16 protein-coding genes and 1 pseudogene are annotated in these 23,091 nt (G+C 64.3%); 6 read left to right on the top strand and 11 right to left on the bottom strand.

What is annotated here, in order from left to right:
• Positions 1–85: 85 nt before the first annotated feature.
• From PIN31009_RS01255 to def, 8 genes and pseudogenes are all read right to left on the bottom strand, one after another.
• Complete coding sequence (locus tag PIN31009_RS01255) at positions 86–823, bottom strand: response regulator (protein WP_150682720.1); 738 nt, start codon at positions 821–823, stop codon at positions 86–88.
• Positions 824–3,115, bottom strand: coding sequence for a sensor histidine kinase (locus tag PIN31009_RS01250; RefSeq protein WP_150683400.1), 2,292 nt, complete (start codon positions 3,113–3,115; stop codon positions 824–826).
• Positions 3,116–3,455: 340 nt separating this feature from the next.
• Positions 3,456–4,040: pseudogene (locus PIN31009_RS28135) on the bottom strand (DUF4390 domain-containing protein); the annotation flags it as partial.
• The gene (gene rsmB / locus PIN31009_RS01240; protein WP_150789046.1) at positions 4,037–5,350 is read right to left on the bottom strand and encodes a 16S rRNA (cytosine(967)-C(5))-methyltransferase RsmB; all 1,314 of its coding nucleotides are present in this window, start codon (positions 5,348–5,350) and stop codon (positions 4,037–4,039) included. The gene rsmB and the pseudogene PIN31009_RS28135, both read right to left, overlap by 4 nt.
• A 245-nt stretch (positions 5,351–5,595) precedes the next feature.
• Complete coding sequence (gene htpX, locus PIN31009_RS01235) at positions 5,596–6,456, bottom strand: zinc metalloprotease HtpX (RefSeq protein ID WP_058376780.1); 861 nt, start codon at positions 6,454–6,456, stop codon at positions 5,596–5,598.
• Positions 6,457–6,683: 227 nt separating this feature from the next.
• Positions 6,684–7,667, bottom strand: a complete 984-nt coding sequence (gene fmt / locus PIN31009_RS01230) for a methionyl-tRNA formyltransferase (RefSeq protein WP_425495451.1) — start codon at positions 7,665–7,667, stop codon at positions 6,684–6,686.
• 77 nt (positions 7,668–7,744) lie between these two features.
• A complete protein-coding gene (locus PIN31009_RS01225; RefSeq protein WP_150789044.1) occupies positions 7,745–9,568 on the bottom strand; it encodes an ArnT family glycosyltransferase in 1,824 nt (607 codons plus the stop codon).
• A 255-nt stretch (positions 9,569–9,823) separates the two neighbouring features.
• Positions 9,824–10,327: a peptide deformylase gene (def, locus tag PIN31009_RS01220; protein ID WP_150682715.1), complete on the bottom strand. Its 504-nt coding sequence runs from the start codon at positions 10,325–10,327 to the stop codon at positions 9,824–9,826.
• Between def and dprA the strand changes: the two genes are divergently transcribed.
• The 3 genes from dprA (at position 10,326) to PIN31009_RS01205 (ending at position 15,266) form a co-directional block, all read left to right on the top strand.
• Positions 10,326–11,933 (top strand): DNA-processing protein DprA, encoded by a 1,608-nt coding sequence (gene dprA / locus PIN31009_RS01215; RefSeq protein WP_246185469.1) that lies wholly within the window; start codon positions 10,326–10,328, stop codon positions 11,931–11,933. The two genes, def and dprA, sit on opposite strands and share 2 nt — an antisense overlap.
• Positions 11,934–12,010: 77 nt before the next feature.
• Positions 12,011–12,397 (top strand): thioredoxin family protein, encoded by a 387-nt coding sequence (locus PIN31009_RS01210; RefSeq protein ID WP_058376775.1) that lies wholly within the window; start codon positions 12,011–12,013, stop codon positions 12,395–12,397.
• Between the two features lie 175 nt (positions 12,398–12,572).
• Positions 12,573–15,266, top strand: a complete 2,694-nt coding sequence (locus PIN31009_RS01205; protein WP_150789043.1) for a DNA topoisomerase III — start codon at positions 12,573–12,575, stop codon at positions 15,264–15,266.
• A gap of 120 nt (positions 15,267–15,386) precedes the next feature.
• On the opposite strand, the gene PIN31009_RS01200 is transcribed toward PIN31009_RS01205, so the two are convergent.
• Positions 15,387–16,355 carry a LysR family transcriptional regulator gene (locus tag PIN31009_RS01200; RefSeq protein WP_150682713.1) on the bottom strand — a complete coding sequence of 323 codons (969 nt, stop codon included), beginning with the start codon at positions 16,353–16,355 and terminating at the stop codon, positions 15,387–15,389.
• Positions 16,356–16,827: 472 nt separating this feature from the next.
• Between PIN31009_RS01200 and hemN the strand changes: the two genes are divergently transcribed.
• Positions 16,828–18,414 carry an oxygen-independent coproporphyrinogen III oxidase gene (gene hemN / locus PIN31009_RS01195; RefSeq protein WP_246185468.1) on the top strand — a complete coding sequence of 529 codons (1,587 nt, stop codon included), beginning with the start codon at positions 16,828–16,830 and terminating at the stop codon, positions 18,412–18,414.
• Positions 18,415–18,430: 16 nt separating this feature from the next.
• Here the strand turns inward: hemN and PIN31009_RS01190 are convergent, their stop codons facing one another.
• Together PIN31009_RS01190 and PIN31009_RS01185 are read right to left on the bottom strand one after the other, a co-directional pair.
• Positions 18,431–18,628: a YbdD/YjiX family protein gene (locus PIN31009_RS01190; RefSeq protein ID WP_058376773.1), complete on the bottom strand. Its 198-nt coding sequence runs from the start codon at positions 18,626–18,628 to the stop codon at positions 18,431–18,433.
• Positions 18,629–18,730: 102 nt separating this feature from the next.
• A complete protein-coding gene (locus PIN31009_RS01185; RefSeq protein WP_058376772.1) occupies positions 18,731–20,797 on the bottom strand; it encodes a carbon starvation CstA family protein in 2,067 nt (688 codons plus the stop codon).
• A 276-nt stretch (positions 20,798–21,073) separates the two neighbouring features.
• On the opposite strand from PIN31009_RS01185, the gene PIN31009_RS01180 reads away from it, so the two are divergent.
• Complete coding sequence (locus PIN31009_RS01180; RefSeq protein WP_150789042.1) at positions 21,074–22,456, top strand: cache domain-containing protein; 1,383 nt, start codon at positions 21,074–21,076, stop codon at positions 22,454–22,456.
• Positions 22,453–23,085 (top strand): response regulator, encoded by a 633-nt coding sequence (locus tag PIN31009_RS01175; RefSeq protein WP_058376770.1) that lies wholly within the window; start codon positions 22,453–22,455, stop codon positions 23,083–23,085. Before PIN31009_RS01180 ends, PIN31009_RS01175 begins: the two co-directional genes overlap by 4 nt.
• The last annotated feature ends 6 nt before the right edge of the window (positions 23,086–23,091 follow it).

The following is a 23,091-nucleotide window of genomic DNA, read 5'->3' as shown; positions in this document are numbered from 1 at the left end:
CTGATGATTTTCGCAAGCCCTTTGTCGAAAAAACCTGCGGGAATTGCGCGCCGGCCTTTCAACGGCACCGGCTTTCACCGGTGCGTCAGGTCTTGCTCTTGGAAAGCTCCACGCCCAGTTGCTTGAGCTTGCGATACAAGTGCGTGCGTTCCAACCCGGTCTTCTCGGCCACGCGCGTCATGCTGCCGTGTTCCTTCGCCAGATGATAAGCAAAGTACGCGCGCTCGAACGCATCGCGCGCTTCGCGCAGCGGCACGTCGAACGAAATGTCGGCAGCAAGGCCGGCACCCCCGGCGCCCACGGCTCCGTCGGCATCATGGGCACCCAGCGGGGCATGCACCGCCGTACCGTTCAGGCCCGTTGCCGCGTGGCGGGGTTCGCTCTCGCCGAACACGCCGGTTTCGAGCTCGTCGTCGGCGGCATCGAACGCGCTCGGCGCACCGCCGGCGGCGTCGCGCTTGCCGCGCACGAGTCCCTGCTCGACCGCTTGCAGCAGCTTCTGCAAGGCAATCGGTTTTTCAAGGAAGTTGAGCGCGCCGATCTTGGTCGCCTCGACGGCAGTGTCGATCGTGGCGTGGCCCGACATCATGATCACCGGCATGGTGAGCAGTTGTTGTGCCGCCCATTCCTTGAGCAATGTCACGCCGTCGGTATCGGGCATCCAAATATCGAGCAGCACGAGGTCGGGGGTGTGCGCCGCACGATAGGCGCGAGCCTCCTGTGCGTTCTCCGCCACCTCGACGACGTGTCCCTCGTCGCTCAGAATCTCCGAGAGCAGCTCCCGGATTCCCATTTCGTCATCCACCACCAAAATGGTTGCCATTTACGCTACCTTCGTGTGTTCTGTCGGCTTGTTGCGCGACAGATCCTGGTCGTCAGCCAATTGAGTAAACAAGATCGAAATCTGTGCCCCCGCACTGCCCTCACCCTCGGGCAACGTCCGGTTGCGGATGTCGATGCGCGCCTGATGTTCGTCGATGATCTTCTTGACCATCGCCAGACCGAGCCCCGTGCCCTTAGCCTTGGTCGTTACATACGGTTCGAATGCGCGGGTCAGGATGCGTGCCGGGAAGCCTGGCCCATTGTCCGTGATCGTGAGACGCACTGCCGTGCGTTTCGGTTCTCCGGGCGCCGCGTCCGTTCCTGCGTATTCTACTGTCTTCGTTTCCACAGTGATAAGAGGGTTTTCGGTTCCACTCACCGCATCTTGAGCATTTTGCAGCAGATTATGGATAACCTGACGCAATTGCGTCGAGTCGCCTCGAATTTCCGGCAGGTCCGCACCGAGATAGGGACGGATCGCACCGCGCCCTTCATCCACCCCGTATAGCGTCAATACCTCGCCAATCAGCTCGTTGAGTTGCAGCGAATGCATGATCGCCGGCGGCAGCCGCGCGTAGTCGCGGAAATCGTCGACCATGCGCTTCATCGCCGCCACCTGATTGACGATGGTCGTCGCGCCGCGCCGCAGGACTTCGGCTTCGGCCGGCGGCAACTTGTCGGAGAGCTTCATCTGCAAGCGCTCGGCGGAGAGCTGAATCGGCGTGAGCGGGTTCTTGATCTCGTGCGCAAGACGCCGCGCCACTTCCGCCCATGCCACCGAGCGCTGTGCCGAGATCACGTCGCTGATGTCGTCGAACACCACCACATACCCGCCACCGGAGCGCGTGGGCACGCCGGCCACCGCCATCGCCGGTTCGGGCAGATGCGAGCCGCGCACGAGCAAGGTCACCGAATCGGTTTCGCCGGGCAACGTCAGCCCGATCTGCTGCTGCCAGTGTCCACCGGGGCCGAGGTCGGCATTCGCATCGCGATCGGCGAAGGCCCGGCGCAGCGTCTCGCCAAACTCCACGAGCGCCGGAATATGCGAGGGCGAGCGATTCAATTCGCCCTGAAAGCTCTGCTTGAAGATGCGCTCGGCCCCCGAGTTGGCCGTGGTCAGCCGGAAATCACGGTCGAACACGAACACTCCGGCGGTCAGGCTCGACAGAATACTTTCCAAGTGTGCCTTCGAGCTTTCGAGCGCCAGCCGATTGCGCTCGACCGTGGCGCGCGCGTCGGAAAGCTGCCGTGTCATCGCGTTGAAGGCCTGCGTGAGGAAGCCCAACTCGTCGTTGGTGCGCACTTCGCCCTTGGGCGAGAGATCGCCCGCCGCCACTTCCTGTGTGCCGCGTGCGAGCAGGAACAGCGGCCGTGCCAACTGACTCCCGAGCGCCAGCGCCAGCATCATAGCCACGAAGGTGGCGAGAAACAGCGATAGCGTCAGCGTGCCGATATACATCTTGCGCAAGCCGGTCCGGCCAAGCGCCTTCTCCTGATATTCACGATAGGCGTTCTGCACCGCTTCGGCGTTCTGCGCCAGATTGGCTGGCACCAACTGCGTGACTTGCAGGAAGCGCTCTTCGTCTTGCAACGAGGAGGTGTAGCTCGACGGAATGCGCATCACCACGCGCCAGCGCAACTGGTCGTCCGAGGTGTGCCGGTCGTAGCCCTCGCCGCCCCCTTCGATGGCCGTATAGCCGCGCGATTGTGCACGCGCCTGCCGCAGCATGAGCGGCGTGGGCAAGTCGGGCACCAGCGCGTTGAAGTTGCCCGAGGCGGAGGCAAGCACGCGGCCGTTGCCGTCGACGATGGTCGCGTCCTGCAAACCGAACTGGTCGCGCATGCGCAGCAGCGTGAGCGTGCCGCCCTTGTCGCCGCTCGCGGTGAGATTGTCGGCAACGAGTTGTGCCTTGGCGCTCAGATCGGACAAGCCGTTGTTCAGAATCGCGCGGCCGAGTTCCAGCCCGGAGTCGAGTGCGGTTTCCACACGCACGTCGAACCACGACTCGATACTGCGCGAGACGAATTGCAGCGACACCAGATAGATGATGCCGCCCGGCAAGACGCCCACCAGTGCGAAGAAGATTGCGAGCTTGGCGAGCAGGCGCGTGCCGAAGCGTCGCTGGCGCAAGCGCACCAGAATGATCCAGATCAGCGCCCCGACGATGAAGACGAAGATGATCGCGACCGCGATGTTCGCCGTGTAGAGCAGCGAGTAGTAGCGATCGAAGAATTCCGTGTTGGCCGAGGCCAGCGCCAGCAGGCCGAACAGGCCGATGGCGACCAGCGCCATCGTGACGATCAGCGTGCGAATGACAATGCGCTTGAGCAGGCCGCCGCCGTTGTTACTTGACACGAGACGCCCCCGGCGGCAGCGCCGCGCTGAACGCCAGCGGCAGGCGGCCAGTGAGCCGCGCCACCGGACTCGACGCGGCGTCCTCGTCGGCGGGCGAGGCCAGCAACGCAATCGGGAGTGCCGGTGCAGTGTTGGCGGACAAACCACCCGACGACGTGGCCGACACACTGCCGGATGGGTTGGATGCCTGAGACGGTGCGACCGCAGGTGCGGCAGAGGCCAACGCGTTCATGCCTGCCGCACCCGGCAGACTGGCGGCCGCAGGCGGCTGCGGCGGCGAGAACAGGAAGCGCGCCCAGTCCGAGCTCAGGTTCCAGTCGCGATTGTTCACCGCATCGATCTGGAACGGCTTGGGCATGAGGGCATTGTCGAGCCGCATGCGCACCGACGCCTGATACTGCGTGCCGGGCTTGACCACACCTTTCTCGATGACGCGCCAGCCGCTCACATTGCGCACCAGTGCCATCGCCTCACGCAGCGAACTGAAGCCGAGTTGCAGGCCGCTGTTGCTGCTGTTGCCGTTATTGCTCGAGACGCGATATTGACGTGTCAGCGGCTGGAACCACAGCCGCACACTCTGCGAGCTGGTGACGACCTTCTCGTCGAACCAGTACCAGCGCGAGCGGGTGAGTTCGAAGTCGGTCGTGAAGTAGAGGGAGATACCGCGATTGACTGCGTCTTCCAGACTACTGTTGAGTTCGAACGCGAAACGCGCGTCGAGCGTCCAGCCGCCTTCGGAGGACTCGAGCCGGGCTTCGCGCACCTGAATTTCGTTGTCGGCGCGTGCCGGCCCCGCAAAGCCGAGCGTAACAACGCACAGCAGCGGCAGCAGGCAGGCCAGTAGCCGTTGGGAGAAAGTCACCGTTTCTGGAAGCGAGCGTAATAGAAGCCGTCATGGGCGCCGCCAGGGGTCATCAGCAATTGCCCGGGAGCGTCCAATCGTACCGCATCTGCGCGAACGCGTTCAAACCATTGCGCTTGCTGTTCGTTTTCCGATGGGAAGATGGAGCACGTGACGTAGACCAGCTCGCCGCCGACGGCCAGCGTTTCCCACAGCGACAGCAAAATGCGCTGCTGCTCGGCCACCAGCGCCGGGATGTCGTCGGCACGGCGCAACCAGCGAATGTCCGGATGCCGGCGCACGATGCCCGCCGCCGAGCACGGCACGTCAGCCAGAATGCGGTCGAACGGCACACCGTCCCAACCGCCACCCGACCACTTGGCCGGGTTGCCCGCGTCGCCGATGCGCACGTCGGCCGACAGCCCGAGGCGCTCCAGGTTTTCATAGATGCGCGGCACGCGGGTGCGGTCGGACTCCAGCGCGGTGACCTGCACGTCGGCGAGTTCCAGCAGATGGCCAGTCTTGCCGCCCGGCGCGGCGCATGCATCGAGTACGCGCATGCCTGCACGGGGGTTGTCGCCGAGCACGAGCGGTGCGGCCAGTTGGGCACCCGCGTCCTGAATCGACACCCAGCCTTCGGCGAAACCCGGCAGCCGGTCCACCGGCACCGCTTGCGCGAGGCGCAGGGCGACGGGACCCACGACGTCGGACGCCATGCCGGCGAGCGACAGCGTCTCCTGCATGGCTGCCACGCTCACGCGCCGCGTATTCACACGCAGGGTCATCGGCCCCCGGTTGTCGCCGGCGGTGAGCAAGGTCTCCCATTGGTCGGGATACGCGTCGCGCACGGTGTTGATCCACCACGCGGGGTAGTTCCAGCGCGCTTCGGGTTGTTTGGCGATCTGGGCCAGCAATGCCTCGCGCTCGCGCAGGAAGCGGCGCAGCACCGCATTGGCCAGCCCCTTCGCGGCGGCAGTGCGGCGTTGCGCGGCAATGGCTTCGACGGCCTGATCGACCACGGTAAATTCGGTGTACGCAGCGTCTTCCACAGGGTCTTGCAGCAGCGCGAGTGCGCACAGCAGGATGTCGCGCACACGGGCTTGCATCGCGGGCTTGACCAGCACGGCCAGCAAAGCGCGGCTGCTGCCAAGACGGCGTACGGTGCGGTAGGCGAGATCTTGTGTGGCGGCGCGGGTGCCCGGGGCACACTGCGCGGTCGCCTGTGCGAGTGCCTGCGGCAACGCCATGCCCTTCTGGACAGATTCGAGGGTTTGCGCGGCACGTTGCAGCGCGTACGCCAGAGATTCGGTGGGCAGAGTGGCTTGCGGCATGGGCTTTCTACAAACGAATATGCCCGCGCGACGGCGGGCATAGGGGGCTATCGGACGGCTGTCGGGCGACAGGATAGCAGACTGACAGCCAACGGACGGCGACCCGTAGGACGCCGTCAGGCCATGCGCGGTCAGTCCTCACTCACGCGGGGCGCGATGGACGGCGCCGGTTAGCGTTCGATTGGGATGGATTGGGATGGATTGCGAAGGCATTCCGCACCGGCACGCCCCGGTCCTGCCCAACCTCAAACCGGATACTGACCGGTGCGCGCCATTTCCATCAATCGCGCTATGCGCTCTTCGGTTGCCGGGTGCGTCGAGAACAGATTGGCGATCGCGCCGCCCGAGAGCGGGTTCATGATCATCATCTGCGCCGTGGCCGGATGCTGCTCGGCGGCCTCGAACGGAATGCCCTGCGCAAAGCGATGAATCTTGTCGAGCGCCGCCGCCAATGCCTGCGGATCGCCCGAAATTTCGGCGCCGCCACGATCCGCTTCGAACTCACGCGCCCGCGAGATCGCCATCTGGATCAGCGAGGCGGCCAGCGGCGCGAGAATCGCCACCGCAATGCTCGCAATCGGATTGCTCGGACGGCCATTCTGATCGCGCCCACCGAAGAACATCGCGAAGTTGGCCAGCGCCGAGATCGCACCGGCCATGGTGGCCGAGATGGTCGAAATCAGAATATCGCGGTGCTTCACGTGGGCCAGTTCGTGCGCCATCACGCCGCGCAGTTCGCGATCGGAGAGCACACGCAAGATGCCGGTGGTCGCCGCCACGGCCGCATTTTCCGGATTACGGCCGGTCGCGAACGCGTTGGGCGCATCTTCATTGATCAGATACACCTTCGGCATCGGCAAGCCGGCGCGTTGCGACAGCTCACGCACCATGTTGTAGAACTGCGGCGCGCTGGTCTCGTCGACTTGCTGCGCGTTGTACATGCGCAGCACCATCTTGTCCGAGAACCAGTACGAAAAGAAATTCATCGCGAGCGCAACTGCCAGCGCGAGCATCATGCCCTGCTTGCCGCCGATCATGCCGCCCACCACCATGAACAACGCGGTGATGGCCGCCATCAGCAGGGTGGTCTTCATCCAATTGAACATGGTGTTCTCCTCTGCAAATCTGGGTGACCTGAGGATTGCACGCACTTCGCGTGTCCTCGGGCGTTAGATGAGGCAACTCATCGAAAATTCAATGCCCGCGAGCAAATTGCACGCCACTTCAGCGCGGTTGCTGCCGCTTGCCGACGCTTTCGCCGATGTTTGCGGGTCGTTTATCGAATTTTGAAGAATAAAACCCGCAACTGACTTGTCGATGTCCGCAGTCGATGTCAGGCATCGGTGCCCGGCACGGCGTCGAACGTGTCGCCCGGCGCAATGGCAAATCCCGCGAGAAACTCGCGCACCGGCAGGCGCTTGCCACCCGGCTTCTGGCATTCGGTCACGTTCAGCGCGCCTTCGCCGCAGGCGATGACCACGGCGTCAGCGCTCACTTCGAGAACGGTGCCGGGGGTTGCGCCAGCCTTGCCGGCCACCGCATTCGCGCGCCAGAGCTTCACGGCCGTGCCACGCAGCGTGCCGAGCGCGCCGGGGAACGGATCGAACGCCCTCACCTGACGTGCCAGCGCCTGTGCCGGCCGGCGCCAGTCGAGCGCCGCTTCCTGCTTGGCTATCTTCTCAGCATAGGTCACGCCAGCGTCGGGCTGAGGCTCGGCCGGCAATTTGCCGTCGCGCGCCAACTGGCGCAGTGCGTCGACGATCAGCTTGCCGCCCAGCGCCGCCATGCGGTCGTGCAACGTGGCCGTGGTGTCGTCGGGGCCGATGGGTTCGGCTTCGCGCAGAATCATCGCGCCGGTGTCCAGCCCGGCGTCCATCTGCATGATGGTGATGCCCGTCTCGGCGTCGCCCGCTTCGATCGCGCGGTGAATCGGTGCCGCACCGCGCCAGCGCGGCAACAGCGAACCGTGAATGTTCAGGCAGCCGTAGCGCGGCAGATCGAGCACTTCCTGCGGCAGGATCAGGCCGTAAGCCGCCACCACCATCACATCGGGGGCCAGCGCGCGCAGTTGGTCGATGGCCGCAATCGCCGCTTCCGGATACTTGCCATTACGGCGCAGCGACGGCGGCTGTGCGACCGGCATGCCGTGCGCTTCGGCGTAGCGTTTGACCGGGCTGGCCTGCAACTTCATGCCCCGCCCTGCCGGACGATCGGGTTGCGTGAGCACCAACTCGACCGGAAAACCCGCCGCATCGATGGCGGCCAGCGCGGTTTGTGCGAATTCCGGCGTGCCGGCAAATACGATACGAAGCGTCATGACGATGGTTCTCCTGCCGACTGCTTGATGGCTTGATGACTTGGGGGCTGTGGGTAGCGTCGCGCCTTGCGGGCGCCTTATCGACGCAATGGCGTCAGGGTAACGCCGGGCGCGACCAGCAGGCGGAAGCGCTCATTGGTGTCGCCGGCCCGGCCGCCTTGCCAGATTTCGCGCCACCCAGTGGGCGCATCGATCCGCGCAGCGGCCTTGTCGAGCACCAACAGTATCCGACACGCCGGCGCCTGCGCCAGACTCGGCAGTTGCACGGGGCGGATGGAGACGAAGTAGTCGAGCATCGCGCGCTCCGATTCCCCCACGTTGAACGAGCCGACACAGTTGCCGTTCAGTGTGCCGCCGGCATCGACGAACGACGTCATCATCGCGACGAACGGCGTACGGTAGCTGCGCGCCTCGTTGATCCACGGCAGCAACAGCGTCGAGAGCGTGCCCCACACGAACATCAAACCGGCGAAACCGAACACAAGCGCACCGAGTTGGCGGCGGTAGCGGATGGCCGCCACCCACAGGGCAGCGATGATCACCGCGCCCAGCACCAGCCCGGGCGAGAACGGCAGCACGTAGTCGAGCGGCAGCCATTTGCCGATCGGGCCTGCGGCAACGTGGCCGTGGCCACCGAGTTGCAGCCCCCAGCGTACCCACAGGAACACGCCCAGCACGCTCATCAGTACCAGTGCGACGATCGACCACGTCTTCTCGAGCCAGTTCGGCAAGCGCACACCCGCACCGAGCACGCCGAGCGCCGGGAAAATCGACAGCATGTAGATGTCGCGAATGGCCGACGACGTCACGAGCGTCAACACGAACAGCACGACATACAGCCACAGCATGGCCAGTTCGGGGCGCTCGGTGATGAAGCGGCGCAGGCCGCCGCGTTCGCCGCTGTGGCTTGGGGTGTGGTTTTCAGCGCTGCCCTCACTGCGGCCACGCAGTTGCGCGACCAGCGCGCCGACGGCGAGCCAGCCCGCCGGGAACGTCAATGCCAGCAGGCTTCTGAAGTCGCTCCAATACGACTTGCGCTCGCCGCCAAGATGGACGAAGCCGAAGAAGCGGCCGAAATTGTTGTCCCAGAACCATTCGATGAAGAGCGGCTCGGAGGCGCGCCAGAACAACGCCGGCCAGATGACCACCCAAGGCAGCGCCGCCAGCACGGCCCAACCGAGCGCAGCGGCATAACGGCGCGTGCGGTAGGCCGGCAACGCGAACGCGGCCAGCGCGGTGAGGCCGAGCACGCCGGGCACCAGCAGGCCTTTGCTGAGGAAGGCGATGCCCGCGCCGGTGCCGAGCAGCAGACCCCAACGCCACGACGAGGCCGTCGGTCTGGCCAGACGCGCGAGCGCGAACAGTGCCAGCGCGGCACCCGCCATTTGCGGCACGTCGGCCGTGAGCTTGTGGATATTTTCAATGGCCCCGAAGCTGCCCACCATCAGCATCGGCGCGAGCCAGTTGAATTTGTTGGCAGTGCCGGTATCGGATGCCGACGCCGGCGCGTGCAGACGCTGCGCGAGTCGGGCCACGCAGAACACAGCGATCAGCAGCCACGCCAGCACGGCCAGTTGCGCGCCCTGGAACACCGGCAGCACGGCAGACGTGAGGCGCGCGAAGATCGCGCCGGTCCAATACATGACGGGGGGCTTTTCGACGAACGGATCGGCGCCCACACGCGGCACGATCAGGTCATGGCCGCGGAAGAAGTTGAGCACCATGCCGACCGAATACGGTTCGTCGGCCTTCCACGGATCGCGGTCGAACAACCCTGCAAGCAGGAAAGCGAAAAGGAGTGCGGCGCTCAGCCAATAGATCTTGCGGCGACAGGACGATGTTGAAATCGATGAGGCCGACGAAGTCGTCGAAGCCGACGACGAAGCATTAACGATGGACATCCGGGGAAACCGATCGGGTTGGGCCCGACGGCAAACGTCCCGTTGACGTCCCGTCGCAGCAGGGTTTCGCGCCAAGGCCGGCGCAAAAATTCGCTGCAAGTATAGATGACTTTACTGCGTGCGCCACCTCAGGCAGCGAGCGACGAACGGTGCGAAATCCCCGTCAGACGCCAATATCCCGCTGAGTGCCGCCGGGCGCTCGCTTGGTGCTCGGCGGGCGTTCGCTTGACGCTGCCTGATGTGGCTTGACGCTTATTACGCGCGCTCGACCTGCTTCTTCATCTTCTGTTTGATGCGGTTGCGCTTGAGCGGCGAGAGGTATTCGACGAATACCTTGCCCTTGAGGTGATCCATCTCGTGCTGAATGCACACGGCGAGCAGGCCATCGGCGTCGAGCTCGAACTTCTCGCCCTTCTCGTTGAGGGCGCGCACGCGCACGCGGTCGGCACGTTCGACTTCGTCGTAGATGCCGGGCACCGACAGGCAGCCCTCTTCGTAGACTTTCTGCTCGTCACTGCGCCACACGATCTGCGGGTTGATAAACACCCGCAATTCGTCGCGCGTTTCGGACAGATCCATCACGATGACTTGCTCGTGCACGTCGATCTGCGTGGCCGCGAGACCGATGCCGGGGGCGTCGTACATGGTCTCGGCCATGTCTTTGACGAGTTGACGGATGCGGTCGTCCACTTCGGCCACGGGTTTGGCCACTTTGTGCAGACGCGGATCGGGGTATTGAAGAATATTCAGGAGTGCCATGGTGAAAACGGGATATCGCCGCATTGCCATAGGGGTTCGCGCCAACTCACAATCGAGCGATGGCGAAACGCGTCGCGAACTACGCGCCGCAGGCTTCGCCAGCCTTGGCCCCCCGGTCAATGCTTACCGGATGATGAAAAATTTTATCACAGCGCCCCTCTCGCCGCTGGCGGGCGGCGCCGCACTTCCCGTGTCAGACGGGCCTCGGCGCGAAATTTCGGCCACTGATACCCCCTTCAACGCGAACGAAGCGAGAGACACCGCCATCGATGCTTCACAGATCGGGGCCGGCGCGGAAGATATCAAGGCATGGCTGCGACTGTGCGCCACGCCGCAGGTGCCGTCCGCCGCCGTGCGACGTTTGCTGGCGGCGTTCGGACTGCCTGACGCGATCTTTCGTGCGACCGCCGGCGAGCTCGCCCGCGTGGTGCCGCACGAGATCGCGGCGCGGCTGCTGGCGCGCCCCTCTGCGGCACTGCGCGAGCTGATCGACCGCACTCTCGACTGGGCGGCGCAGCCGGGCTGCACCGTGCTGACGCTGGCCGAAGCGGACTATCCGCGCGCGCTGTTCGACCTTGGCGACGCCCCGCCCATGCTTTATTGCTGCGGTGACGCCACGCTGGCGAACCGCGCCGGGCCCGCGGCCGTAGCCATCGTCGGCAGCCGCCTCGCTTCGCCACAAGGCCGGGAGAACGCGCGACGCTTCGCCCGCCAACTCGGCGAGGCCGGCATCACCATCATTTCCGGACTCGCGGCAGGCATCGATGCCGCCGCGCACGAAGGCGCACTGGACACCCCCGGCGGGACCTGTGCGGTCATCGGCACCGGACCGGACAGCGTCTACCCCGCTTGCAACCGGGCGCTGGCCGAACGTATCGGGGGGATGGGCCGGATCAGACATATCGGACATATTGAGCAGGCGGCCGGCACCGGTCTCGTCATCTCGCCGTTTCCCGTCGGCACGCCACCCCGGCCCGGGCACTTTCCGCAACGCAACCGGCTGATCGCGGCCCTTGCCCGATGCACGCTGGTCGTCGAAGCGGCGACCCGGTCGGGGTCGCTCATCACGGCGCGTCTGGCGGGCGAACTGGGACGCGACGTGCTCGCTCTGCCCGGCTCGATACATGCGCAGCAAAGCGCGGGATGCCACGCGCTGATTCGCGACGGCGCGACACTCGTCACCTCGCCGGACGACGTGCTTGAGGCGCTCGGCCTGCCGGGGAACACGGCAGCCTCGCCGCCGGTCCATGGCCGAAGGGTTCCGTCGCCGATCACAACGGCCACGACAATCCCAGCGACACCCCGGACGCCCCCGTCACCCGCACGACCGAACAGATCGAACCGACCGACCGGGTCGACCCGCCCGCCCGCTCCGCCCCGGCAGGCCAGCCCCGCCATACGGCAACCGAGCGGACTGGCCCCGCCTGCCGCAGCGATTCTCGAAGCGCTGGGTTATGATCCGTCGAGCGCAGACGCGCTTTGTGCGCGCACCGGGCTGAACATCGTCACGGTCCTCCAGCAACTGAGCGTGCTCGAACTCGACGGCTGGATCGCCCGCGCACCGGGCGCCTGTTTTGTCCGGCTGACGCCACAGGCACCCGCGTGACGATGTCGCGCCAACCGATTCGATCGGCCGGGCGCAACCACCCCCAAAAAACCAGACACCCCGGACACCCCGATACCATGCCTGTTCTCGACCCTGTCGCCGATCGTTCCGCGCTTGCTACGGCACTGGCCGACGGCCAGACACGTCTGGTGGCCTGCTTGTGTGCGGCGTGGTGCGGCACCTGCCGCGAGTATCGGGAGGCGTTAGAGCAACTGGCAGCCAGTCATCCGCAACTGTGTTTCGTCTGGGTGGATATCGAGACGCACGCCGACTGGCTGGACGACCACGACATCGAGAATTTTCCGACCCTGCTTGTGCAGGACGCCCACCAGACCGGCGAAGAGGCGCGTTTTTTCGGGCCCCTGCTGCCGGCGATCGGCATTCTCGAGCGCATGCTCGACGCCGGTGTGCTGGGCGACACCCGTGTGGCGGCACCCGCGCTGCGCGCCCACCTGCTCGGCTGACGCTCCGGTGCCCCGCTCCGGGTACCTGCGACCTTGCCGCCGGCCTGCGACGCGCTTATGATGTGCCGCTTTCGGGGCCGCCTTGTGCCCGATCCGACGGCAACGCCGGATTCGCTATATGTTATAAAGCCAACGAATGTCGCTTGGCGACACCCCCTCTACATTACCTAACGTCATGTCAAAAGCTCTGATCATTGCCGAGAAACCGTCTGTCGCGAATGACATCGCGCGGGCGCTGGGCGGCTTTACCAAGCATGACGAGTACTTCGAGAACGACGACTACGTCATCTCGTCGGCGGTTGGCCACCTCGTCGAAATCGGCGCGCCGGAAGACTATGAAGTCAAACGCGGCAAGTGGAGCTTCGCCAACCTTCCCGTGATTCCCCCCCACTTCGACCTCAAGCCGATCGCCAAGAGCGAGTCGCGCCTGAAGGTGCTCACCAAGCTGATCAAGCGCAAGGATATCGACCTGCTGATCAACGCCTGTGACGCGGGGCGCGAAGGGGAACTGATTTTTCGTCTGATTGCCCAGCACGCGAAGGCCAAGCAGCCGGTGAAGCGTCTGTGGCTGCAATCGATGACGCCGCAGTCGATTCGCGACGGCTTTAAGCGCCTGCGTACCGACGAAGACATGCTGCCGCTGGCGGACGCCGCCCGCAGCCGTGCCGAAGCCGACTGGCTCGTGGGTATCAACGGCACGCGTGCCATGACCGCCTTCAACAGCAAGGGCGGCGGCTTCTTCCTGACCACTGTGGGCCGCGTGCAGACGCCGACGCTCTCGATCGTGGTCGAGCGGGAAGAAAAGATTCGCAAATTCGTCTCGCGCGACTATTGGGAAGTGCGGGCCGAGTTCGTCTGTGCGGCCGGTTTCTACGAAGGCCGCTGGTTCGATCCGAAATTCAAGCGCAACGAGTTCGATCCCGAGCAACGCGACTCGCGTCTGTGGAGTGTCGCAGCGGCCGAATCGGTCGTGGCAGCCACGCGCGGCAAGCATGGCACGGTGACGGAAGAGTCGAAGCCGACCACGCAACTCTCGCCGCTGCTCTTCGATCTGACGAGCTTGCAGCGCGAGGCCAACGGCCGGTTCGGTTTCTCGGCCAAGAACACGCTCGGTCTGGCGCAGGCGCTGTATGAAAAGCACAAGGTGCTGACGTACCCGCGTACTGACGCGCGTGCCCTCCCTGAAGACTATCTGGACACCGTCAAAGAGACGATGGCCGTGCTCAAGGAGAGCAACAACTATCACCAGTTCGCCAATCAGGTGTTGGCCAAGGACTGGGTTAAGCCGAACAAGCGGATCTTCGACAACAGCAAGATCAGCGATCACTTTGCCATCATCCCGACGCTGCAAGCGCCGAAGAACCTCTCCGAGCCGGAGCAGAAGCTGTACGACCTCGTGGTCAAGCGCTTCCTGGCGGTGTTCTTCCCGGCGGCCGAGTATCAGGTGACGACGCGGATCACGGAAGTGGTCGGCCATCACTTCAAGACCGAAGGCAAGGTGCTCACCCAAGCCGGCTGGCTCGCCATCTACGGCAAGGAATCGGCCGGTGAAGGGAAAGACGGCAAGGACGACGCCCCGACCCTCGTGCCGATCGCGAAGGACGAGAAGGTCGGTGTCGACAAGGTCGAATCCGTTGGCCTGCAAACCAAGCCGCCGGCGCGCTACAGCGAAGCCACGTTGCTCTCGGCGATGGAAGGCGCGGGCAAGCTCGTCGAAGACGGCGAACTGCGCGAGGCCATGGCAGGCAAGGGCCTTGGCACACCAGCCACGCGTGCAGCCATCATCGAAGGCTTGCTCGGCGAAAAGTATCTGATTCGCGAAGGCCGTGAGTTGCATCCGACGGCCAAGGCGTTCCAGTTGACGACGCTCCTGCGCGGGCTCGGCGTGGACGAATTGACGCTGCCCGAACTCACCGGCGAATGGGAAGCCAAGCTCTCGCAGATCGAGCGCGGCGGCCTGAAGCGCGACGAGTTCATGCAGGAAATCGCGCAGATGACGCAGACCATCGTCAAGCGCGCGAAGGAATACGATTCGGACACGATTCCCGGCGACTACGCGACGCTCAGCACGCCGTGCCCGCATTGCGGCGGCGTGGTCAAAGAGAACTACCGCCGCTTCGCCTGTTCGAATTGCAGCTTCTCGATCTCGAAGATCCCGGGCGGCCGTCAGTTCGAAATTCCGGAAGTCGAAGAGCTGCTCAAGAACAAGACGATCGGGCCGCTGTCGGGTTTCCGCAGCAAGATGGGCCGTCCGTTCTCGGCCATCCTCAAGCTCTCGCCCGACGACGAAATGGGCTACAAGCTCGAGTTCGATTTCGGTCAGGACAACGGCGACGAAGATGGCGAAGCGCCGGACTTCACCGGGCAGGAGCCAGTCGGCAAGTGTCCGAAGTGCGGCGGGCGCGTCTTCGAGCACGGCATGCGTTATGTGTGCGAAAACGCGGTGGCCAACCCGAAGTCGTGCGACTTCACGTCGGGCAAGGTGATCTTGCAGCAGGAAATCTCGCGCGAGCAGATTCACAAGCTGCTGACCGAAGGCAAGACCGACCTGCTGACGAACTTCAAGTCGTCGCGCACGGGCCGCAACTTCAAGGCGTATCTGGCCCAGCAGAAGGACGGCAAGATCGGCTTTGAATTCGAGGCCAAGGCGCCGAAGAAGACGGCCGCCAAGGCAGCGGATGCCGAAGGCGATGCGGGCGGTGACGAGAAGGCGGCCGCACCGGCACGCAAGACCGCCGCTGCCAAGGCGCCGGCGAAAAAGGTGGCTGCTAAGAAGGCCCCGGCAAAAAAAGCGGCGGCTAAAACGGCAGCCAAGCCGACCAAGGCCGCGGCTGGCGATGCCTTCGACGACGACGATGCACCGTTCTGATCTTCGCGCTGTCGCACATTGACCGTCAGGGTCAATGAAAAACGGCCACTTCCTCACGGGAGTGGCCGTTTTGCTTTGGGGGGCGCGCTCGCCCCTCAGACGGGGCAGACGGTCAGACCGTCACACCGAAATTTCGGCGTTCGGCGTGGTCGGCGACGGCAGCTTGGGCGGCACCCAGCGCTCGGCCGCCGAAATCCCTTCGTTCTGACGGAAGTATTCGACCGTCAAATCGATGAAGCCGCGCGTCTTGGCAGACAGATACTTGCGGCTCGGGTAGACGAGCGAGACATCGATCGGCGTTTGCGTAAAGTTGCGCAGCAGCGCGACGAGATCGCCGTCGCGGACATCGTTACCCACCAGATACGACGGCAGGAACGCAATGCCGTGTCCCAGCAGCACCGACTGACGCAACAGTGCCGTGTTGTTGCAGATGAACTTGTTCTGCACGCGCACCCGCACCTCACCTTCCGGGCCCGAGAACACACGGTCATCGCTAAAGAAATCGTTGGGCAGGCCCAGCACGCCGTGTTCGCTCAATTCCTGCGGCGTCACCGGCTCGCCGTGTTCGGCAATATAGGCCGGCGAGGCGCACAGCATCACGCGCGTCTCGGCCAGCACCCGCGAGATCAGGCTTTCGCTGTTGATCATGCGGGTCAGCAAAATGCCGCAGTCGTAGCCTTCTTCGACCAGATCGATCGCGCGATCGGTGAGCGTGAGGTCGACCACGACCTTCGGGTGCATTTCCTGATACTTCTTGATGAGCGGCGCGAGGTTGCGCAAACCGAACGACACCGGGGCGACGACCTTCAGGGTGCCCTTCGGATCGCGGGAAGCGCTCGATATCAGGGCGTCGGCCTCGTCGACTTCGTCGATGATCTGCCGGCATCGCTCGAGATATACCTGCCCCGCACCGGTGAGCGAGAGACTGCGCGTGGTGCGGTTGAGCAGGCGAACGCCGAGATGCGACTCCAGTTCTGCGACGTGACGTGTGACCACGGCGGCGGACAGATCCATCTGAGCGGCCGTACGGGCAAAACTCCCGTTATCGGCCACCTTGACGAAAACGCGCATCGATTGCAGACGGTCCATGTTGTTTCCAATCGTGATGTGCCGCGTCGTTCCGGCGAAGATGCGTTGCGCACCTGCGAGCATGGGGGCGAACCTGCCGCTACCGGTTTCAACGGGTAGCGGCGGGCCGTCGGGGCACCGCTCGACCCACCGCCCCGGAACCTTCCGGGGTGGGCCGCGTACGTGCCGCCAGGGCCGTCGACGCGGCGGGGGACTTCGATAAGGCGCTAGCTTACCGTAGGCAGCCAAAATTTGCCCGACGTGGCAATGATTCCGGTGCAGTTCTGCCATGCGGCGCGTGCATGCGTGAGCGTGGCAGCCGCCGCCGTTGTTGCGCGCTTGCGCGTCTTCCGACCCCGTTTTGGCCTGTAAAAGCGCTGAATGCGACCAAATGTCGCAATTTCAGGGCTTGAGCGCACGGTTTGACGCAGGTCACGGCCCGACCGTCGTCGCATGGCTAGAGTGGGGCATCACTCTCGTTTCAGGCTTCGTCATGCATACCCTTCCCCCCCTGTCGACGCCACGCGCCGAGGACGCCCCGGCTCCCACCAACCCCACCGCCGATCGCAAATGTCAGGGGACCTGCCCGTCCTGCGCCTCGCGTGGGTCCGGTGCTTCATCTGACACCTCCTCAGACGCTTCCTCGAACACCGCATCAGGCACCTCAAGCGCATCCGCCGTCATTGCGCCGCCCACGTCGAAGACGCTCCCGCTGCGCGTCGACGCCCGCCTGCTCGGCCGCTACGACGTCAACGGGCCGCGCTACACCTCGTACCCGACGGCACTGCAATTCAACGACGACTTCGGCGCAAGCGATTACGCGCGCGCGGCGGCGCAGTCCAAGCGCTCCGGTAAACCGCTCTCGCTCTACGTGCACGTGCCGTTCTGCGACACCGTGTGCTTCTACTGCGCCTGCACCAAGATCGTCACCGGCAATCGCGCCCACGCCGACGCCTATGTGGCGCGCCTGCACACCGAGATTGCCCGTCAGGCGTCGCTGCTCGGCGCCGGACGCACGCTCGCCCAGATGCACTGGGGCGGCGGCACGCCCACGTTTCTCTCGCTGGAACAGATCGCGTCGCTCGTCGATGCCATCCGCCGTCAGTTCGTGATGGCCCCGGACGACAGCGCGGAATACTCCATCGAAATCGATCCACGCAGTGCCGGGCCGGCATCGATTCGTGCGTTGCGCGCCCTCGGCTTCAACCGTCTGTCGATTGGCGTGCAGGACTTCGATCCGCGCGTGCAGCAGGCCATTCATCGCGTACAACCGCGCGCCTTGGTCGAGGCGACGCTCGACGCCGCACGCGAATGCGGGATTCGTTCAGTCAATTTCGATCTGATCTACGGGTTGCCGCATCAAACGCCGGCGTCGTTCTCGAAGACGCTCGACGCGGTCATCGAGATGGCCCCTGAACGGCTGTCGGTATTCAGCTACGCGCACCTGCCGCAGCAATTCAAGATGCAGCGCTGTCTGCCGGACGACCTGCCGGCCGGTCCGGAAAAAGTGGCGTTGTTACAGACGATCATCGCCCGGCTGACCACAGCGGGTTACGTCTACATCGGCATGGATCACTTCGCCCGCCCCGACGACGAACTCGCCCGCGCGCAGGCGGCGGGCACGTTGCATCGGAATTTTCAGGGCTACAGCACGCGCGCCGATTGCGATCTGATCGGTGTGGGCATGTCGTCCATCGGACGCATTGGCGACAGTTACGCGCAGAACGCCAAGACCCTCAAGACGTACTACGAGGCTATCGATGCGGGGGGATTAGCCATTACGCGTGGCGTACGGCTCACTGACGACGACCGGCTGCGGCGCGATGTGATCTCGCGCCTGATGTGCCACATGTCGCTGAACTTCGAGGCGATCGAGCAGGCGCACGATATCGACTTCGTGGCCTATTTCGCGGCGGAGCTGGGTGAGTTGGCCGACCTCGCCGAAGACGGTCTGGTCGCCATCGATGCGCGCGGCCTGCGTGTGCTACCGGCCGGGCGTTTGCTGGTGCGCGTCATCGCGCAGGTGTTCGACAGCTATCGGCGCAGCGCCGCGAATGCGCGGTGCGCCAAGGTGATGTGAGGCGCCGCTAGCAACGCTAGCAGCAGCGCCCGCCACTCTTGCCGCCGTAGCGAGCTTCCTGACGTTCACGGAAGAACGCCTCGTAGTCCATGACCGGCTTGTCCGGATGGGTGGCCTGCATGTGCGCCACGTAGGTGCCGTAATCGGGCAGGCCGACCATCAACCGCAGGCTCTGCCCCAGATAACGTCCCATCTTACCGACATCTTCAAACATGGCGACTCCTGCTTAATCACTAATTCCGTCACTAATTCCGTCAGCCATCTCAGCAGCGATCCCGAGGCGAACCCGTAGTCCGCCGTCGGGATCTGTGCTGCGTCAGACTCGCTGGCCGGACGGCATCGGTTCGAACGGCGTTTCGCTGGCCGTCGGCTTGTTAGCGCGACGGGCGAGCACGATGGTGCGCAAGCCGAACAACACCACCGCCACCACCACGAACATGAACACACCGGCGAGCGTGGCGTCCACGTAGTCGTTGAACACGATCTGCTGCATCTGCGCGACCGACTTGGCCGGGGCGAGCAGCTTGCCGTCGGCAAGCGCCGCCTGATACTTGGCCGCGTGCGCCAGGAAGCCAACCTTCGGATCCGGATCGAACATCTTCTGCCAGCCGGCGGTCAGCGTGCAGGCGAGCAACCACACCGTGGGCAGAATCGTCACCCAGGCAAAGCGCTCACGCTTGAGCTTGAACAGCACGCAGGTGGCCAGCATCAGCGCAATCGCGGCAAGCATCTGGTTCGAGATACCGAACAACGGCCACAGCGTGTTGATGCCGCCCAGCGGGTCGACCACACCTTGATACAGGAAGTAACCCCACGCCGCCACGCACAGTGCCGTGGCGATCAGGTTGGCCGGCAGCGACTCGGTGCGCTTGAGTGCGGGCACGAAGGTGCCGAGCAGGTCTTGCAGCATGAAGCGGCCGGCACGCGTACCGGCATCGACTGCCGTCAGGATGAACAGCGCTTCGAACAGAATTGCAAAGTGGTACCAGAACGCCATCATCGCTTCGCCGCCCACCACCTGATGCAGGATGTGCGCCATGCCGACGGCCAGCGTCGGTGCGCCGCCTGCACGCGAAATGATGGTGTTCTCGCCCACAGCCTTGGCGGTCGCGGTGAGCACGTCCGGCGTGATCGAGAAGCCCCAGCCCGAGACGACTTGCGCCACGGCTTCCGGCGTCGTACCGATCACGGCGGCCGGGCTGTTCATGGCGAAGTACACGCCCGGATCGATCACCGATGCGGCCACCAGCGCCATGATGGCGACGAACGACTCCATCAGCATGCCACCGTAGCCGATCAGGCGCGCGTTGACTTCGTTATCGAGCAGCTTCGGCGTAGTGCCCGAAGAGATCAGCGCGTGGAAGCCCGACACGGCGCCGCACGCAATCGTGATGAAGAGGAACGGGAACAGCTTGCCCGACCAGACCGGGCCGCTGCCGTCGACGAACTTCGTGAGCGCCGGCATTTTCAACTCGGGCGCGACCACCAGAATGCCGATGGCGAGCGCGAGAATCGTACCGATCTTCAGGAACGTCGAGAGGTAATCGCGCGGCGCGAGCAGCAGCCACACCGGCAGCACCGAAGCGACGAAACCGTAGCCGATGAGCATCCACGTGAGTTGCTTGCCGTCGAACGTGAACAGCGGCGCGAGCGTGGCGCTGTCGTGCACGCTCTGGCCGAAGTAGATCGCGGCCATCAGCCCGATGAAGCCGATGATCGACACTTCACCGATACGGCCCGGGCGAATGAAGCGCGTGTAGACGCCCATGAACAGCGCGATCGGAATCGTGAGACCGACCGTGAACGTGCCCCAGGGCGAGCCGGCGAGTGCCTTGACCACGATCAGCGCGAGCACCGCGAGAATGATGATCATGATGAGGAACGCGCCGAAGAGCGCGATCACACCGGGGATCATGCCGAGTTCCGACTTCACGAGATCGCCCAGCGAGCGACCGTCGCGACGCGTGGAGATGAACAGGACCATGAAGTCCTGCACGGCACCGGCAAAGACCACACCAGCGAGAATCCACAGCATGCCCGGCAGATACCCCATCTGCGCGGCGAGCACGGGACCAACCAGCGGACCCGCACCGGCAATCGCGGCAAAGTGGTGACCGAACAGCACGTACTTGTTGGTCGGTACGTAGTCGAGGCCGTCGTTGTGACGCCATGCCGGCGTCATACGTGAGCCGTCGAGTTGCGCGACGCGTGTGGCGATGAATTTGCTGTAGAAGCGGTAAGCGATCAGATAAACGCAGATGGCTGCGATCACGATCCAGAGTGCGCTGATGGTTTCGCCGCGCGATAGGGCGACCGTGCCGAGCGCGCACGCGCCGACGACGGCCACCGCTGCCCAGGGCAGTTGTTGCCAGATTCGATTCATTGTCTCTCCTCGGAACTGCCTCCTTAGGGCAGCGACCCGGGACTGTGCCGTGTCAGCGCGGTCCCGCCTTTGTTTTTTGACATCGTGTCGATGTCGCGAAGCGTGGCGCAAGGCATGGCCCTCTTGAAGCGAGGGTCTGATAGCAACCAGGGCACGATTCGCCGTGTAGTATTGGCGTTTGCCTGACGTGCCACAAGCGCGAAACTACGCAGGCACACTACGTGGTAATACGTAGCGAATGCCGCCAAAAAGCGGCCTTGCAGGCTCTTGAACGTCATGAATCTCCGACAGAAATTTTTCGTGCTGGCCCTGCTGCCGGCTGCCCTCGCGATGGTCGCCATCGCCCTCGCCGTGCGCTATCAGGGCAATGAATTGGCACGTGCGCAGCACGAGGCCGTGCAGACCGCATCGCTCGCCAACAAGCGCGCCGAGCTGCTGCATTACGTCGGGCTGGCGCGTAACGCGATCGAGCCGTTCTACAACGGCCCGGACACGCCGGCCGCGCGCGCGGAAGCGCTCGCCACACTTGCCCGCATGGAGTTCGGCAAAGACGGCTACTTCTTCGTCTACGATCTCGAAGGCAACAGCCTGATGCACCCGCGTCAGCCCGAGTTGGTCGGCCACAACTTGTGGTCGCTCAAGGACCCGGAAGGTGCGCCAACGATTCAGCGATTGATCGCCGCGGCACGGGCCGGCGGCGGCTATGTGCAGTACCCGTGGGAGAAACCGTCGCTGGGGCAGACGGCGCCCAAGTTGAGCTACGTGATCGCGCTGCCGCGCTGGCGCTGGATGATCGGCACCGGCATTTATCTCGACGATGTGGAGGCAACGCTGCGTCAGTCCGACGAGCGCGCACAAAGCAACATCGACCGCACGCTGATCTGGATCACGATGATTGCCTCGACGTGTCTGGCGATCGTCGGGCTCTGCGGTCTGGTCGTGAACATCACCGAATTGAAAACCGCCGACGCCAAGCTGCGGCAACTGGCGCGGCAGGTCGTGGAATCGCAGGAAGTCGAGCGCTCGCGTATTTCGCGGGAGTTGCACGACGGCATCAGCCAGTTGCTCGTCTCGGTCAAGCTGCTGCTCGAATCGGCGTCGATGCGTCTGCCGGGTTCGCCAGCGGCGGCAAGCACGACGCTTGGCGTGGCGATCGAGCGACTCAACGGCACGCTCGGCGAAGTGCGGCGAATTTCGCAGGCGCTGCGTCCCGCGATGCTCGACGATCTGGGTGTCGCTGCTGCCATCGACCAACTCGCACGCGAGTTCGGCTCGCATGCGGGCTTGCCGGTCGAGATGAACGTCGAAGGCGAGGCACCGGCACTGGACGACAACATCAAGACCATGCTCTTTCGCATCGCACAGGAAGCGCTCACCAATATCGAGCGGCATGCGAACGCATCGCGCGTGTCGATATTGCTAGTGTTCAAAGCGGAAGGTATTCACTTGTCGATTGCCGACGACGGCCGCGGCTTCGATGTCACCGACGTGCACCACGACCCTCGCCACGGCATCGGCTTGCGCAATATGCGCGAGCGGCTCGACGCGGTCGGCGGCGCGCTCGGCATTCAATCGTGGCCCGGCCTCACCACCATCAGCGCGTGGGTGCCGCTCACGCCCGCAGCCGCCAAAGCGGCGCTCAACGCTTCACGCCAATGACTCAAGTTCACCCTATCCGTTTGTTGCTGATCGACGATCATCCACTCGTGCGCGACGGTTTGCGCGCGCGCTTCGATGCGGCGCCCAATCTGCAAGTGGTCGGTGAAGCCGGCAATGCGGCGGAAGCGCTCGCGCGGGCCAAGACGGCATCGCCCGATCTGGCGCTGATGGACATCAGCATGCGCGGCACCAACGGCATTGAATTGACGGCGCAGTTTCGCGAGCAGTTTCCGCATATCGCCGTGTTGATTCTCTCGATGCACGACAACGCCGAGTATGTTCGTCAGGCGGTGCGTGCTGGTGCGCGTGGTTATGTGCTCAAGGATGCCCCAGCGCATGAAATCGTGACGGCGATCGAGCGCGTGGCAAAAGGCGAGGCGTATTACAGCGCCGCTATCGCGGCACGCGTCGTGCAGGCGTCGACATCGCATGGCCCCATCGACTCGCTCACACCGCGCGAGCGCGAAATTCTGACGCTCATTGCACGCGGGCTGGCCAACAAGCAGATCGCCACGGAAATGGACCTGTCAGTGCGCACCGTCGAAACCCATCGACTCAACATCAAACGCAAGCTCGGTATCGAAGGGCAAGCGGAGTTGATCAAGTTTGCGGTGGAGAATCGGCTGTAAGGAGGA

Source organism: Pandoraea iniqua (assembly GCF_902459685.1).
GTDB lineage: Bacteria > Pseudomonadota > Gammaproteobacteria > Burkholderiales > Burkholderiaceae > Pandoraea > Pandoraea iniqua.
The sequence above is the reverse complement of the archived record's forward strand: the minus strand, read 5'-3'. Positions and strand labels throughout refer to the sequence as shown.